The organism is Ruegeria sp. AB11, assembly GCF_056536325.1.
On record NZ_JBQFJO010000001.1, the window covers coordinates 1,285,613 to 1,299,222 of the forward strand.

General features: G+C 56.4%; 16 protein-coding genes, 1 other RNA gene and 1 riboswitch. Of the genes, 7 read left to right on the forward strand and 10 right to left on the reverse strand.

The features are described 5' to 3' along the window. The first annotated feature begins 101 nt into the window (after positions 1–101). Positions 102–410 carry an ArsR/SmtB family transcription factor gene (locus ACR3EJ_RS06565; protein ID WP_170476167.1) on the forward strand — a complete coding sequence of 103 codons (309 nt, stop codon included), beginning with the start codon at positions 102–104 and terminating at the stop codon, positions 408–410. Then, the gene (locus ACR3EJ_RS06570; RefSeq protein ID WP_170545138.1) at positions 403–1,434 is read left to right on the forward strand and encodes a permease; all 1,032 of its coding nucleotides are present in this window, start codon (positions 403–405) and stop codon (positions 1,432–1,434) included. Before ACR3EJ_RS06565 ends, ACR3EJ_RS06570 begins: the two co-directional genes overlap by 8 nt. 42 nt (positions 1,435–1,476) lie before the next feature. Here the strand turns inward: ACR3EJ_RS06570 and ACR3EJ_RS06575 are convergent, their stop codons facing one another. Continuing rightward, the gene (locus ACR3EJ_RS06575) at positions 1,477–1,866 is read right to left on the reverse strand and encodes a hypothetical protein (protein WP_170545135.1); all 390 of its coding nucleotides are present in this window, start codon (positions 1,864–1,866) and stop codon (positions 1,477–1,479) included. A gap of 54 nt (positions 1,867–1,920) precedes the next feature. Then, complete coding sequence (locus ACR3EJ_RS06580) at positions 1,921–2,682, reverse strand: DUF1013 domain-containing protein (RefSeq protein WP_170476161.1); 762 nt, start codon at positions 2,680–2,682, stop codon at positions 1,921–1,923. 130 nt (positions 2,683–2,812) lie between these two features. On the opposite strand from ACR3EJ_RS06580, the gene ACR3EJ_RS06585 reads away from it, so the two are divergent. Next, positions 2,813–3,454 carry a ribonuclease T2 gene (locus ACR3EJ_RS06585; protein WP_170545132.1) on the forward strand — a complete coding sequence of 214 codons (642 nt, stop codon included), beginning with the start codon at positions 2,813–2,815 and terminating at the stop codon, positions 3,452–3,454. Here the strand turns inward: ACR3EJ_RS06585 and ACR3EJ_RS06590 are convergent. Further along, positions 3,451–3,939, reverse strand: coding sequence for a hypothetical protein (locus ACR3EJ_RS06590; protein ID WP_170545130.1), 489 nt, complete (start codon positions 3,937–3,939; stop codon positions 3,451–3,453). The genes ACR3EJ_RS06585 and ACR3EJ_RS06590 overlap by 4 nt on opposite strands. A gap of 149 nt (positions 3,940–4,088) precedes the next feature. On the opposite strand from ACR3EJ_RS06590, the gene ACR3EJ_RS06595 reads away from it, so the two are divergent. Together ACR3EJ_RS06595 and ACR3EJ_RS06600 are read left to right on the forward strand one after the other, a co-directional pair. Further along, the gene (locus ACR3EJ_RS06595) at positions 4,089–4,427 is read left to right on the forward strand and encodes a metalloregulator ArsR/SmtB family transcription factor (protein WP_170545127.1); all 339 of its coding nucleotides are present in this window, start codon (positions 4,089–4,091) and stop codon (positions 4,425–4,427) included. After that, the gene (locus tag ACR3EJ_RS06600; RefSeq protein ID WP_480422890.1) at positions 4,420–4,902 is read left to right on the forward strand and encodes an SRPBCC family protein; all 483 of its coding nucleotides are present in this window, start codon (positions 4,420–4,422) and stop codon (positions 4,900–4,902) included. The genes ACR3EJ_RS06595 and ACR3EJ_RS06600 overlap by 8 nt, the downstream gene beginning before the upstream one ends. A 23-nt stretch (positions 4,903–4,925) precedes the next feature. On the opposite strand, the gene recR is transcribed toward ACR3EJ_RS06600, so the two are convergent. The 3 genes from recR to ACR3EJ_RS06615 form a co-directional block, all read right to left on the reverse strand. After that, a complete protein-coding gene (recR, locus tag ACR3EJ_RS06605; protein ID WP_170545121.1) occupies positions 4,926–5,519 on the reverse strand; it encodes a recombination mediator RecR in 594 nt (197 codons plus the stop codon). 64 nt (positions 5,520–5,583) lie between these two features. Then, positions 5,584–5,928, reverse strand: coding sequence for a YbaB/EbfC family nucleoid-associated protein (locus tag ACR3EJ_RS06610; protein WP_170545118.1), 345 nt, complete (start codon positions 5,926–5,928; stop codon positions 5,584–5,586). A 200-nt stretch (positions 5,929–6,128) separates the two neighbouring features. After that, positions 6,129–7,889, reverse strand: a complete 1,761-nt coding sequence (locus ACR3EJ_RS06615; protein WP_170545115.1) for a DNA polymerase III subunit gamma/tau — start codon at positions 7,887–7,889, stop codon at positions 6,129–6,131. 171 nt (positions 7,890–8,060) lie between these two features. Between ACR3EJ_RS06615 and ACR3EJ_RS06620 the strand changes: the two genes are divergently transcribed. Next, positions 8,061–8,564 carry a protein-tyrosine phosphatase family protein gene (locus ACR3EJ_RS06620; RefSeq protein ID WP_170545111.1) on the forward strand — a complete coding sequence of 168 codons (504 nt, stop codon included), beginning with the start codon at positions 8,061–8,063 and terminating at the stop codon, positions 8,562–8,564. 3 nt (positions 8,565–8,567) lie between these two features. On the opposite strand, the gene ACR3EJ_RS06625 is transcribed toward ACR3EJ_RS06620, so the two are convergent. Then, positions 8,568–8,975: a hypothetical protein gene (locus tag ACR3EJ_RS06625; protein WP_170545107.1), complete on the reverse strand. Its 408-nt coding sequence runs from the start codon at positions 8,973–8,975 to the stop codon at positions 8,568–8,570. An 87-nt stretch (positions 8,976–9,062) separates the two neighbouring features. Further along, positions 9,063–9,283: riboswitch (cobalamin riboswitch) on the reverse strand. Between the two features lie 121 nt (positions 9,284–9,404). On the opposite strand from ACR3EJ_RS06625, the gene ACR3EJ_RS06630 reads away from it, so the two are divergent. Beyond that, positions 9,405–10,280, forward strand: a complete 876-nt coding sequence (locus ACR3EJ_RS06630) for an alpha/beta hydrolase family protein (protein ID WP_480422892.1) — start codon at positions 9,405–9,407, stop codon at positions 10,278–10,280. Between the two features lie 16 nt (positions 10,281–10,296). Here ACR3EJ_RS06630 and rsgA read toward each other — a convergent pair whose 3' ends face one another. The 3 genes from rsgA to ACR3EJ_RS06645 form a co-directional block, all read right to left on the reverse strand. Continuing rightward, positions 10,297–11,325 carry a ribosome small subunit-dependent GTPase A gene (gene rsgA, locus ACR3EJ_RS06635; RefSeq protein WP_170545102.1) on the reverse strand — a complete coding sequence of 343 codons (1,029 nt, stop codon included), beginning with the start codon at positions 11,323–11,325 and terminating at the stop codon, positions 10,297–10,299. 158 nt (positions 11,326–11,483) lie between these two features. Further along, positions 11,484–11,582: signal recognition particle sRNA small type (gene ffs, locus ACR3EJ_RS06640), an RNA gene on the reverse strand. Positions 11,583–11,621: 39 nt separating this feature from the next. After that, positions 11,622–13,538, reverse strand: coding sequence for a bifunctional 2',3'-cyclic-nucleotide 2'-phosphodiesterase/3'-nucleotidase (locus ACR3EJ_RS06645; protein WP_480422893.1), 1,917 nt, complete (start codon positions 13,536–13,538; stop codon positions 11,622–11,624). Positions 13,539–13,610: the final 72 nt, after the last annotated feature.

Here is a 13,610-nt window from a genome sequence, read left to right on the forward strand (position 1 = left end):
GTTGGAAGCAATCTGGACTTATAGCCGTTCTCATCTGTTTGGTTGACGTTGGTTGGTTATTAAGCTAAATAACTATAAAACTAGTTATATGGAGAATGCTTGTGTGGGAAGAAGCCGCTGCCGGTTTTTCGGCCATGGGGTCCGAAGCCCGGCTGAAAGTTCTGAAAACGTTGGTGCGCGCCGGCGAGACCGGGCTGACTGTCGGAGAAATCCAGTCTCGTACGGGCATCGCGCCGTCGACATTGGCGCATCACCTGCGGTTTCTCGCTGCTGGTGGTGTTGTTGAACAAGAAAAGATCGGGCGCACTACAATCAATCGGGCGTGCTTTGATGAGTTGAGAAATCTTGCGCAGTTCATCCTCAGCGAATGCTGTGCAGATGAGGTAGAAAAGGCCGCGAACGATGGCTGAGTTGACCCAAAACCCCAAACCCTCGGCGAGAAATCTGGTCAGTCTGATCAAAACGCCGTGGGCGCTGATCGTGGTCATCCTGGTGCTGGTGGCCGTTCTTGACCCAAGTAACTGGGCCGAAATCGTGACATTTGCCGGTAAGGCACTTGCGCATACAGGGCAATACATCCTGTTTGCCGTTTTGCTGCTGTCCTACCTTAAGGCAACCGGAGCTGAAGTGATGGTAGCCCGCGCGTTTGAAGGGCGTGAGACGCGGATGATCTTTCTTGCTGCCTTGTTTGGCGGACTGGCGCCCTTTTGTTCCTGCGAAGTCATCCCGTTCATCGCGGGATTGTTGGCCCTGGGTGCGCCCTTATCGGCAGTCATGGCATTCTGGCTCAGTTCCCCGCTTATCGACCCGCCGACATTGCTTATCACAGCTGGTGCGTTGGGCTGGCCATTTGCGATCGGCAAAGCCGTGGCCGCCGTTGCCTTGGGGCTGTTCGGCGGATTCGCAGTACGCGCCCTGATGAAGGGCGGCGCGTTCGCACAGCCGTTGCGCGAATACAAACCAGCGGGATGCTGTGGATGCGGACCAAAGAAGGATGACAAGCCCGTATGGCAGTTCTGGAAGGAGCCTGAACGCCGTACACGTTTTCGGGCTGAGTTTGTCCACAACGGTCTGTTCCTGCTGAAATGGCTGGCATTTGCATACGTGCTCGAAGCACTGTTGGTCAGCTATGTTCCAGCGGACCTGATTGCCAGAGTCGTCGGCGGTCAAGGCGTTGTTCCCATCGTTGTCGCAGCATTGGTCGGAATGCCGGCCTATTTGAACTCTTACGTAGCGCCACCGCTGCTGGCAGGCCTTATGGAACAGGGTATGAGCGCAGGTGCAGCGATGTCATTCATGGTGGCCGGAGCCGTCAGCTCAATCCCCGCAATGGCGGCGGTGTGGTCGCTGGTCAAACCTCGCGTATTCGCAACCTATCTGGGGCTGGGCATCAGCGGGGCCATCATCGCAGGCATCGCATTCCAGATGATCTGAATGAAAAACCGCCCGGTGCAGACACCGGGCGGTTTTGCTTTACTAACCTGCTTCGCAGTACCGCGGCAGCTTGAACCTGTATCTCGGCTCACCGCTCGCCACGTACACACGTTTTTCGATGCAGGCCTCAGTGCCCACTGAACGCGCAATAGGGCCTTCTGTAGACGTAATCGAAGTTGCCGAACCATCAGGCAGGCGCACCGATGCAATAACCCCGTTTTTGAGGTCTCCATTGATCGGCGTCGCTGACAAAACGGCAACGGTTAGAAACGCTTCGTGCTCGTGCTTGCCGTCGTCATTCAGCAACAATAAGCCTGCAACGATGGCAATCATCGCGATGGCGCCGGTGATCGGCAACCACCAGGATTTCAGGAACACATAGATCGATACGGCGCGGTGCGGTCCAAAAACTGCTGACAGAATGCTAAGCATCAGTTTCCCTTGGGAATGTGACCCCGATTATTGGGTACCGGGGCCGTGAGCGTCTTAGGGGCGCAGATCGTCTTCGTCTTCTTCGTCGCCGCCACCTTTGGGCAGGTTGAAGAAGCTATCGGCATCAACGATTGGCTCATCGTCTTCTTTGTCTTCAGGCTCGTCGGACAGCGAGAACGTCTCTAGGCCTTCAATCGCGGTCGGGATCTTTGGTGCAGAATCCATTTCCAGCGATTGCTCGGTCGACACCAGCTTGCGACGCTCATCATCGCTCATAACGCCGCCTTCAGCAGCTTTCTTGGCCGCCGCCTTCTGCACGATGGCATCCAGTTCGGACTGTTTGCATAAGCCCAGAGCAACCGGATCGATCGGCTGCATGTTCGAGATGTTCCAGTGCGTCCGCTCGCGGATCGACTGGATGGTCGGCTTGGTGGTGCCAACCAGCTTGGCGATCTGACCATCGCTGAGTTCCGGGTGGAACTTGACCAGCCACAGGATCGAGTTCGGACGGTCCTGCCGCTTGGAGAGCGGCGTGTAGCGCGGGCCGCGGCGTTTTTCTTCGCCTGAAGCCGCCGGGTTGAATTTGAGTTTCAGTTTGTGCAGCGGATTGTTCTGCGCGGTATCAATCTCTTCCTGAGTCAGCTGGTTGTTGGCAATCGGGTCAAATCCTTTGACACCAGCAGCCACATCACCATCCGCGATGCCCTGCACCTCCAGCTCGTGCATTCCTACGAAATCCGCGATCTGCTTGAAGCTGATCGTAGTGTTGTCCACCAGCCATACGGCGGTTGCCTTGGCCATAAGCGGTTTTGCCATCAGCCCGTCTCCTATAAATACATCTGTCCCGTCGCCGGAATGCGGCGGCCCCGAGGCTTTGGGGCAGGTTTCCGTTGTCGGGGAACTTGGGGCTTATATAGTCTCGACAGCTAAAGAAGGGAAGAGGCGAATGCGCCAAGGTATTCTGGGGCTGGTATTGTGGTTCTTCAGCGCGATGGCAGCGCTGGCCGATGGCGAGCAAGCGGGAGAATTCGACTACTATGTCCTGTCGCTCAGCTGGTCACCCAACTGGTGCGCCCGCGAGGGGGATGCGCGCGGATCGGATCAATGCGATGCCCGGCACGATCACGGATGGATCCTGCACGGGCTATGGCCGCAATATCACCAGGGCTGGCCCTCTTACTGCCGCACGGTCGAGACTCCGCCATCACGCCGTATGACGCGGGAAATGGAGGACATTCAGGGCTCAACCGGGCTGGCATGGCATCAATGGAAAAAGCACGGAACCTGCTCGGGTCTGAGTGCGCCAGACTATTTTGCGCTGTCACGAAAGGCCTATGGAGGCGTCACGCGACCCGACGTGTTTCGTAAACTCGATGCGTCGGTCAAATTGCCTGCTTCGGTGGTGGAAGAAGCATTTCTCAAGGCCAACGCCAATCTGGAACCAGACATGATCACGATCACCTGCAAGCAGGGATATATCGAAGAGGTCCGCCTGTGCCTGTCCCGCGATCTCAAACCCATTCCATGTGGCCGGGATGTTATCCGCGACTGCACCGCCAAAGACGCCGTGTTTGATCCGATTCGTTAAAGCTTTTTGTTCTGGCAATCGCGCGCATATTCCAGCGCTTTGGCCGTGCCTTTCAGATCAATTGCCATGACAGTCTGACCCTCTGGGTTGTAAACGGTCATGGTCTTGTTCTGCGCAATCGAGGTGACGAAGCTCCGGTCGGTAAAGAACACTGTCGCGCCGGGCACGCGATCCTGTTTGAACCCGATGGCGGTGGCGTCAAAGCTCTTGCCGTCCAGATCAAACCGGATCGGATAGCTCTGCCCTGGTTTGATGTCGCCCCAAGCCTTGTTGTAAACGGTGAAATACCCACGATTGTCCAGCGCGTCATAGCCCAGCCGCACCACCGAGAGATCCTGATAGATCGTCTGGATCAGGCACCCATTTCCGAGGTTGGGGTCCATCATGATGTTCCAGCCTTCGACAAAGCCCTTGTCGATGAGTTCCTGCGACAGGGCGGCGGTGGCGCTGAAGGCGGCCAGGGTCAAGGCAAAAAGTCGGGACATCAGATCATTCCAAATCGTAAGTGATACTGACCCTTAGTAACCGCAAACCATTCTCTTCCAAAGAGAATTCGAGAGATTCAAACTGCAGAGTGATTCATCCTTTTATTTTACCAGTTGATTAATTAACCATATGGTTTATTAATGGAATTATGACTGACGACAAAAAATTGGATTTTGCATTTGCCGCTCTTGCGCACCCTGCGCGTCGTGCCATGCTGGCGCGATTGGCACAAGGAGAAGCAACTGTAAAAGAACTGGCCGAGCCGTTCGATGTAAGCATGCCGGCAATCTCTAAACATCTTCGTGTTTTGGAAGAGGCCGGGCTGATTGAGCGTTCAAGAAACGCTCAATTCCGACCCTGCAGACTAAACCCGGAGCCTTTGGAATCGATTGCAAACTGGACTGACCAATATCGTCATATTTGGGAGGTTCGGTTTGAAACGATGGAAAAACTACTTAGCGAAATAAAGGATTTGAATGATGAGTGACTCAGAAAACTGGGTGCGAATTGTGCAGGAATTTCAGGCTCCGGCGAACCGGGTCTGGCGTATGTGGACCGATCCGGCGCTTTTTCAGAAATGGTATGGGCCCAAAGGGTTCTCAGTTCCAACTGCAGAGATCGATTTGCGTGTCGGAGGTATACGAAAGGTATGTATGGAAATGAAAACGCCGGATACCACCATGAGGATGTGGTTTACTGGCGTTTATAAAGAAATCTCAGAACCGTCCCGGTTGGTCTATACCGAGAGCATGTGTGACGAGGATGGGAATATTCTTTCGCCAAAAGATATGGGGATGCCCGAGGGAAGCCCAGACATAACCGAGGTGATTATTGATCTTCTCGAACAGGATGGTAGGACACGCATGACCATGGTCCATCGGGGTGTGCCTGCCGGAAGTGCAGGCGAAGGCGGATGGAAGCAAGCATTCGAGAAGCTGGGTGCTGTTCTCAATGAAAGATGATGCTTCGGCTTTGGTCTGACGGTCTAAAGTTCCTTCCTTGCCCTAAGCGCTGCTGTGATCGTCCCATCGTCCAGATAATCCAACTCACCTCCAATCGGGACGCCCTGCGCTAGGGAAGTCAGACGAACCTGTCCCTCCAACTGATCGGCGATGTAGTGTGCGGTGGTTTGGCCATCAACGGTGGCGTTTAGGGCGAGGATGATCTCGTTGATACCCTCGGCCAGAACCCGATCCTTTAGCCGAGGAATACGTAATTCATCCGGGCCAACGCCATCCAGTGCTGACAATGTGCCGCCCAAAACATGGTAGCGACCCTTGAAAACCCCGGCGCGCTCCATCGCCCAGAGGTCGGCGACGTCTTCTACGACGCACAGTCCCCCGGTTGCACGGTCTTCGCTATTGCAGATGTCGCAGATATCGGTTGTGCCCACATTGCCGCAGTTTAGGCATTCACGGGCAGTGACAGCCACCTGCTGCATGGCATCTGAAAGCGGCGTTAGAAGCAGGGCGCGTTTGCGGATCAGGTGCAGGACGGCGCGTCGGGCCGAGCGAGGGCCGAGGCCGGGCAGCTTGGCCATAAGGTCGATCAGATTGTCGATGTCGCTGTTCGAACTCACCGCGAAGCTCCTGCAAAGAGGCCGGGTAAGTAAGCCCCGGCCATTGATCCGTCAGGAGGGTGTATCAGAACGGCAGCTTGATGTCTGCGGGCAGACCCATGCTTTCGGTCAGCTTGGCCATTTCAGCCTGCGAGCGCTCCTGCGCCTTGGTCTGGGCGTCCTTGATCGCAGCGAGGATGAGATCCTCGACCACTTCCTTGTCATCGCCGTTGAAGATCGACGGGTCGATATCCAGACCTTTTAACTCACCCTTGGCAGTCGCGGTGGCTTTGACCAGCCCGGCGCCAGATTCACCGACAACCATCAGGTTGTTCAGCTCTTCCTGCATCTCGGTCATCTTGCTCTGCAAGTCCTGTGCAGATTTCATCATTTTGGCCATGTCACCCAGGCCGCCGAGTCCTTTAAGCATCGGTAATCTCCTGTCACTCGATTTGAGGCCTAGATACGAAGCGTAACCGCGCGACACAAGAGGTCAGGACACTCCCGCCCGTCGTCAAGACCTTTGACAAGACCTTTCCTCGGTTTGGCCCGGGCAGGATCGTCGGCGTCAGCCGAGGAGCCGTGGCGGCACGGGAGCACCTGGCTGAATTGAGGAGATCGCTTACAGGATCAGTCTTCCTCGAACGGATCCCATTCGTCATCTACTTCGGGCAGGGCTTCAGTTTCGACCTGAGCAGCGCGTTGATCGGCTGTTTCGATGCTTCTGATCCGCGCTTTCGGGAAATGACTCAGAACCGCTTGCACCAGTGGATGCTTTTCCGCTTCGGCTTTGAGAGCCAGATCAGCAGCATCCCGAACTTCCGCAATTGTCGGAGCGTCGCCTTCTGAGACAATCGATACTGCCCAACGGTTACCCGTCCAGCGCTGCAGCGATGCACCCAACCGTTGAGATAGATCGGTCGGGGCATTGTCGGTCGGGGTAAATTCGATCCGTCCCGGTTGGTACGACACGAGGCGTACCCCGTTTTCGACCTCGACCAGCAGTTTCACATCCCGGTTGGTACGGATTAATTCAACCACATGTTCAAAAGTGGGATACCGCGCTAGTGCTGCCTGTACGTCCTGAGCTAGAGCTGCATTCAGTCCGCCTGCATTCCCACCGATGGCCGAAGAGGTATAGGCCGGTCGGGCAGAGGCCTGTGGCGCAGCGCTCGCCTGGCCTGGCACTCCGATACCCGAACCCGACGCGGGATTGGGGGATGGAGGTGCATCCTTTAAGCGCTTGATCAGTTCTTCCGGACTTGGCAGGTCGGCCACATGGGTCAGGCGGATCACAGCCATTTCTGCAGCCATCATGGCGTTGGGTGCAGCCGAGACCTCTTCCAGAGCTTTGAGCAGCATTTGCCACATGCGGGTCAGAACACGCATTGGCAGCGCTTCGGCCATCTGTTGGCCTCGGGCACGTTCGTCGGGTGAAACGGTTGGATCTTCGGCGGCATCGGGGGTGATTTTGACCACCGAAACCCAATGGGTGATCTCAGCCAGATCGCGGAGCACAGCCAGAGGATCAGCACCTTCTGCATATTGTCCGCTAAGTTCGGTCAAAGCACTGGCCGCATCACCGCGCAGGATCATGTCCATCAGATCCAGCACTCGACCCCGATCCGCCAACCCGAGCATGGCGCGCACCTGATCTGCGCTGGTTTCACCCGCACCGTGCGAAATCGCCTGATCCAACAGCGAGGTTGCGTCACGGGCGGATCCTTCGGCGGCTCGGGTGATTAGCGCCAATGCGTCATCGGCGATCTGCGCATTCTCGGATTCAGCGATCTTGCGCAACAGGCCGATCATATCTTCGGGTTCGATCCGCCTCAGATCGAAACGTTGGCAGCGCGACAAAACCGTGACCGGGACCTTGCGGATCTCGGTCGTGGCGAAGATGAATTTCACATGCTCGGGTGGTTCCTCAAGCGTCTTGAGCAGCGCGTTGAAAGCGCTGGTCGATAGCATGTGGACCTCGTCGATAATGTAAATCTTGTAGCGTGCGCTGGCGGCACGGTAGCGGACACTGTCGATGATTTCACGGATGTCGTTCACACCAGTCCGGCTGGCGGCGTCCATCTCCATCACATCGACGTGGCGGCCTTCCATGATGGCCACGCAATGCTCGCACTGACCGCAGGGTTCGGTGGTGGGTTTACCTTCGCCATCAGGCCCGATGCAATTCATCCCCTTCGCGATGATCCGGGCTGTGGTTGTTTTACCGGTGCCACGGATGCCGGTCATGATAAAGGCCTGAGCGATCCGGTCCGCCTCGAACGCGTTTTTCAGCGTGCGTACCATCGCGTCCTGACCGACCAGATCGGCAAATGTTTCAGGACGGTATTTGCGGGCAAGAACCTGGTAGGCGGGGCTTGGCGTATCGGTCATGTCTGCTCTGTCGGATTCGAGTTATGCCGCAGCGTAGAGGGCCCCGCTGTCCGCGTCCACAGCAAGCCGCGAGGATTTTCATTTTGGATTGCCGGCCGACGCGGTTAATATCGTACAGTCTAAGACCAGCCAGAAAGATTTTCTGATCAGCGTTTCGGGGGGGAGCGTAGAATGTCTCAGATTGTTATCCATGCACTTCAAGTGGGCGGGGGCACGCTTGCGTTAACTTCAATGCCAGGGCGAGGAGGAGACTATTCCGGTGATCTTGATGCGGTTACCGGATGGAAGCCCGGCCTTATACTGTCGATGACTACCGAGGTCGAGATGATCCTTGATGGCGCCAGGAATTTTGGGGCCGATGTTCGCAGCCGTGCTTGTCGCTGGGTTCATCTGCCAGTCGAGGATTACGGTATACCTTCCGACGACATTGATATGCGCTGGGTGGATGCCAGCGAGTCCGCTCGCCACGCATTATCGGGTGGAGGCCGAGTACTAATCCACTGCAAAGGCGGATGTGGCCGCTCTGGTATGGCTGTATTGCGCTTGATGGTCGAGTGTGGAGAGCACCCGGACGAGGCATTGAAAAGATTGCGAGCGTTGCGCCCATGTGCAGTTGAAACTGACGCGCAGCTGCGCTGGGCGACTGCGCCTGCCAGTGTTTTGGTAGCCGAATAGCGATCAGGCCGACGGACGGTATTCAGCCCGCGCCCGAGTGTTTCCGCTCAGGGTTAACACTTCCAGCATTGCGCACGGCGGTCGGGACAAGGTGCCTGCAGGGATGGGGCGCGAGTCCGTGCCAAACATCAGATCTGCATAGCTGTCCAGATGGTCGATCGCGACGTCTGAATCGGCATCACAGAACACTCGGGTTTCTTCGGGACCGGAGCGAAATCGGGCGGTGCACCCACTGGCACAATGAGTCAAATCGCAGCTTCCTTCGATTCCGAATCCTGCGGTGGTCGTGGGGCCAGCTTTTCCAACCGAAGTGGCCAGTGCCCGTGCCAGTCGTGCCAAAGCGGGGCAGTTTTTCCCGGTCCGTTGGCAAATTGTTGCCGAGAATTTATGCGTGTTGGTCTTCCAGATCATTCATGCGCCCTCCGCGCAGGGCAGGGGCATCAATCAGGAGGGACAGCATGCATGCGGTCTTGCCCTGCCCGGACACCCCGCCCGAGTTTCAGTTTCGATTTGATGGCAGGTCTCCTGACTTGCGGGTCATTGCTTTGCCGACCTTCCCGACCTTCAAGGCCAGTGGCATTTCGACATCACTCTCCGCTTACAGTTGCGGGGGCAGTCTCGGACTGGGTTCGTTTCGGTTTTATCCGCGCAGAACCGCACCGTGTTCCCTTTTCATCCCGGCCCGGTTGGGCGCGAGAACCATCACGTCATCGCTAGCGGTACAATCGTTCGGGAGTCAAGAAGATTGATGATGGCATGTGACGCGCGGTCCAGCCACGTCAACCTTGACTCGGCGCGCCTTGGGTGAACTGATCGGTTCAGTTGATTTCAGAGGGCACCATGTTGGACACACAGCAAGCGGTTGTCACCGAGGACATTCAGTTTCAGTCCGGCCCGGCAATACTGTCGGCACGGCTCTATCACCCAGTCGAAGAACCGGACAAAGTTGTTGTGATCAACGGCGCAACCGGTGTGCCCAGAGATTACTACCAGCATTTCGCAAGATGGCTCGCAGAAGCGCACGGCATGGCCTGCCTTACCTATGATTACAGGGATTTTGGTCACTCTCTGACAGGCTCACAAAAGCAATCGCGTGTCACCATGGCGGATTGGGCGCTGATCGACATTCCGGCTGCACGGACCGAAATGCGGCGGAGGTTTCCACAGGCCAAGCTTTGGAGTATTGGGCATTCTTTGGGCGGGATGTTTGGTCCGGTCCAACCCGATATCGATCAGATCGACAGGATGATCTGTGTCTGTTCCGGCCTGGTAACGCTGAAGGATCATCCTTGGCCTTACCGCGCTTTGGCGACGTTGTTCTGGTACGGTCATGCGCCCCTGGCGGTGCATGCGCTCGGGTATTTGCCCGGAAAGGCTTTGGGTTTTGGAACAAATCTGCCATCCCGAGTTTACTGGCAATGGCGCAAATGGTGCACAGCGCCCCAAAGCTATGTACCCGAAATCGGAGACACGTTGCCGGCAAACCGCTGGGCCGACATGGGCAAGCAAGTTGACATATTCGCCTTTGAGGATGATCAGGTTGTGCCCCCTGAGGCGGTTTGGCGGCTTGCCGATCTCTATGGTTCAGGTGTGCGGTGCCATCTGCTTTCGGCAAGTGAATTCGGGTTATCCGAAGTCGGCCATATCGGCGCGTTTGCCCGGCGAAACGCTGCCGTCTGGCCCAGGTTGATCGCCCGAAATGCTGGGCACCGGTAACCGGTGCCCAGAAAGGTCACAGTCCCTTGCGGGATTTTTTCTCGTGCATCACGCTGCGCACCATTTTTCCAAACGCTTTATCGCGTGCGCGTGCCTGCGCCACCGAAGCCGAATTGTGCTGATCTTCGCGACGCAGCTTGCGCCATCGGTCCAGCCGTGCGGGATCAAGTGCCCCGGTTTCGATTGCAGCCTGTATCGCACAGCCGGGCTCGGTGTTGTGCTGACAATCTGAGAATCGACAGTTCATGCTCAGGTCCGAGATATCAGAGAACACCTCGTCCACACCCTCTTGCGCGTCCAACAGGCGTAACGCACGCATGCCGGGTGTATCGATCAACCAACCTCCGTTGCTCATTCGATGTAGCGCACGCGCTGTTGTTGTGTGCCTGCCACGCGCATCATCTTCGCGAATGCCTGCGGTGGCTTGATCCTGTCCAGTCATCCCGTTGGCGAGTGTCGTCTTGCCAACGCCAGAAGATCCGACCAGGGTGCTGGTCTGTCCTTTCGGGCACCACGACAGGACCTGTTCGATATCGGACTGATCCAAGGCATTTACGGCCAAAACTGTCAGAAACGGGGCCAGTGACTGGGCCTGTTCGACATAAGCAATTGCGTTGTCGCAGGTGTCCGACTTGGTCAGAACGATCACCGGATAGCTGCCTGCCTGATGGGCCAGCGCAAGATAGCGCTCTAGTCGGGGCAGATTGAAGTCGGCATTGCAGGAACTGACGATGAACAGCACATCCACATTGGCCGCGATTAACTGTGCTGCGACGCCTGTGCCCGCAGCCCGGCGCTGCAGCAGGCTGCGCCGTTCCAGAACACTGCGTATGCGTTTGTTTTCATCGGTCAGCACCCAATCTCCGACGGCAAAAGCACCAGTTGGTTGGTCTGGACAGAGTAGGGGAGTCTCGCCTTCTGGACTCAACCCGATCAACCGATCCCGGTGAACGGCTGCGATGCGAAAGGGGAGAAGAGACGGCTTAGCCGCATGCTGAGCTGCAAAGTGAGAGGACCATCCGAGGTCCGATAAGGAAAGTGACATGTGTCTGCCTGTGATAAGAAACAACAATCCTGTCGAATGGCGAACGCGCATTCGCAGGTGAGGTATTCAGGCAGTCAGCTGGAAAAAAGAATCAGAACCGGTCTGCCCGAAGGGTCATTGCTACAATCATAAACGCCCTCCTACGGCTAATGGGTTCAAAGTGAGAGGTTGGACATCGACCCAAGCGGGGCTCGTTGTGGCTGCTTCCTTCCGGACCTGACCAGGTTGGCGAGGCGCTCGCCCGCGCCAACCTCTCGAACATCGATATAGGCCTCCGGCTGTAAAATGGCAACCCGTCAGAAGGTCAGATGAATACGCATAAACCCATCGGTATCACGGGGCAGTATCTGGGGATCATAATCCGCCAATTCTTCCAGGTATTTGTCCGCGCCGGGACCGGTTGTCAGAATTGCTCCACGGCTTCGGCTCGGCACAAAAGAAAACGGTTGAGGAGCTTGTTCCAATGGGTCTACGGGCGATCTTCCCGCGATGTAATCGCACAGGATTTCGTGAATGCGCAGCGACGGCAGCTTGATCTGATCTGCTTGAAAGTCGACAGGAAAATGACCGCCCCCGCTGGCGCGATAATTGTTGAGTGCAACAACAAACTTTTGATTGGCGGCGACAGGCAGCCCTTCGAATGTAAGATCGCGAACGCGGCTATGGCCAGGATCTGTGATCCGTCCGGTTGCATCGAAACGAGCGGGTCGAGACAGGTCGAACCGGCAGGTCACGCCATGCAGTACATCAAAGTAATACCCCGCCCGCAGAGGATCGATGAGGTTGGCGGGATCATTCAGCGAAAGCTGATTGAACAGTCCGGCGGACATCTCAAGCCAGTCACGAACCTGTTCCCCGGTGATCAAAGTGGCGCGCAACTCGTTTGGAAACACGCACAGATCAGCCACATTGCGTACCGAGATACTTCCCGCCGGGACATCGGTATAAAATCGAGTGCCTGCGCGGCCTCCGAATTTGGTCGGGGCGGCGGCTGACAGGACGGGATGGTCTGCCCATTCGGTATTCAATAGGTACGGCCGAAGCGCTGCAGCTTGAGCGGTTGCGATAAGCGCCAACCCACGATCAGGGGCGCAGAACGAAAAATAGCTGTGTAAAGGGTGTGGGACATTGCCGACGGACTTGGCTGCGCGGGCGCGTGTTGCTGTGTGGCCTTGGGCAAACAACTGTGCCAACTCGGGACAATCGGTCACCGGCGATTTTGCGGGATTGACTGCGCGTAATTCGGCTTCGCTCTTAACGATGTGCCAGCCGTCAATGTCTCGACCCAGTGTCAAATCAATGAGGCCGAGGTGTGAGCCTGCCCAACCCGGCATCACCACCGGTTTGCCATTTACAAGTCCGCGATTGCTGTCGACATGTTTCAAACCGATATGCGCCGCGCCCGGCAGAGTCAGGTGTGTATGGCCAGCAACGATTGCATCAATGCCTGTCAGGGCCGCAAGCGGAATAACGGCATTTTCCAGTTCTGGCTGTGCCTCTGCCGAACCGAGGCCTGAATGAGCCAGCGCGACGACCAAATCGCATCCATCTTTGCGCAGTTCTGCTGCTGTACGTTGTGCTGCGGTTAGGATGTCGGCAATTTGTACGTCATCCCGCAGCATATGCGCCTCCCACCGGGCGGTCTGAGGTGGCAGGACAGAAAGGACACCTATGCTAATAGGAACATCTTCTCCTCCGATACTGATTGTGCGCTGCAGAATTGCTTGGGACACCCAGCCCTGTTCGGGGGTATTGCTTTTCATGTTGCTGCAAACAACCGGACACTCGAACTGACCTGCGATGCGATTGATGAACTTTAGTCCAAATCCAAAATCGTGGTTGCCCAATCCGACTGCATCATACCCCAGGATATTGAACGCCTTGGGCAAAGGGTGTTGGGCTGGCATGGCTTCGGCCGCCCAGTCGCCAAACGGGGTACCTTGCAGGCTATCGCCATTGTCGAATAGCAAAACCAGCGCCCCGTTGCGTTCCGCCTGTTCTTGGGCGACCCGGATCATGCTTGCGGTGCGGGCGAGGCCGACATCAGGATCGGGGTGATCGGCATAATAGTCGTATGACGTCATGTGCATATGAAGATCAGAGGTCGCCAGGATCCGAAGGTGCGCGCGACCTTTGAAATCTCGATTTTGAGGCGGGAAAACTTCGGCTTTCAATATTTTTACTTCTGGATGATTGTGTAACGCAAACTTCACTATGAGTTGTATTTAGTGCAAATTCCGAGGCATTGCTGCGGTCTTTCGACGGCGCAAGAAATATTGATCTGT

Bases quoted from the DNA above. Each gene is read 5' to 3' on its own strand.
- ACR3EJ_RS06580 (WP_170476161.1), bottom strand. From the start codon at position 2,682: ATGGCAAAACCGCTTATGGCCAAGGCAACCGCCGTATGGCTGGTGGAC.
- ACR3EJ_RS06610 (WP_170545118.1), bottom strand. From the start codon at position 5,928: ATGCTTAAAGGACTCGGCGGCCTGGGTGACATGGCCAAAATGATGAAA.
- ACR3EJ_RS06570 (WP_170545138.1), top strand. From the start codon at position 403: ATGGCTGAGTTGACCCAAAACCCCAAACCCTCGGCGAGAAATCTGGTC.
- rsgA (WP_170545102.1), bottom strand. From the start codon at position 11,325: ATGTCACTTTCCTTATCGGACCTCGGATGGTCCTCTCACTTTGCAGCT.
- ACR3EJ_RS06595 (WP_170545127.1), top strand. From the start codon at position 4,089: ATGACTGACGACAAAAAATTGGATTTTGCATTTGCCGCTCTTGCGCAC.
- ACR3EJ_RS06585 (WP_170545132.1), top strand. From the start codon at position 2,813: ATGCGCCAAGGTATTCTGGGGCTGGTATTGTGGTTCTTCAGCGCGATG.
- ACR3EJ_RS06615 (WP_170545115.1), bottom strand. From the start codon at position 7,889: ATGACCGATACGCCAAGCCCCGCCTACCAGGTTCTTGCCCGCAAATAC.
- ACR3EJ_RS06575 (WP_170545135.1), bottom strand. From the start codon at position 1,866: ATGCTTAGCATTCTGTCAGCAGTTTTTGGACCGCACCGCGCCGTATCG.
- ACR3EJ_RS06630 (WP_480422892.1), top strand. From the start codon at position 9,405: ATGTTGGACACACAGCAAGCGGTTGTCACCGAGGACATTCAGTTTCAG.
- ACR3EJ_RS06625 (WP_170545107.1), bottom strand. From the start codon at position 8,975: ATGATCTGGAAGACCAACACGCATAAATTCTCGGCAACAATTTGCCAA.
- ACR3EJ_RS06620 (WP_170545111.1), top strand. From the start codon at position 8,061: ATGTCTCAGATTGTTATCCATGCACTTCAAGTGGGCGGGGGCACGCTT.
- ACR3EJ_RS06590 (WP_170545130.1), bottom strand. From the start codon at position 3,939: ATGTCCCGACTTTTTGCCTTGACCCTGGCCGCCTTCAGCGCCACCGCC.
- ACR3EJ_RS06600 (WP_480422890.1), top strand. From the start codon at position 4,420: ATGAGTGACTCAGAAAACTGGGTGCGAATTGTGCAGGAATTTCAGGCT.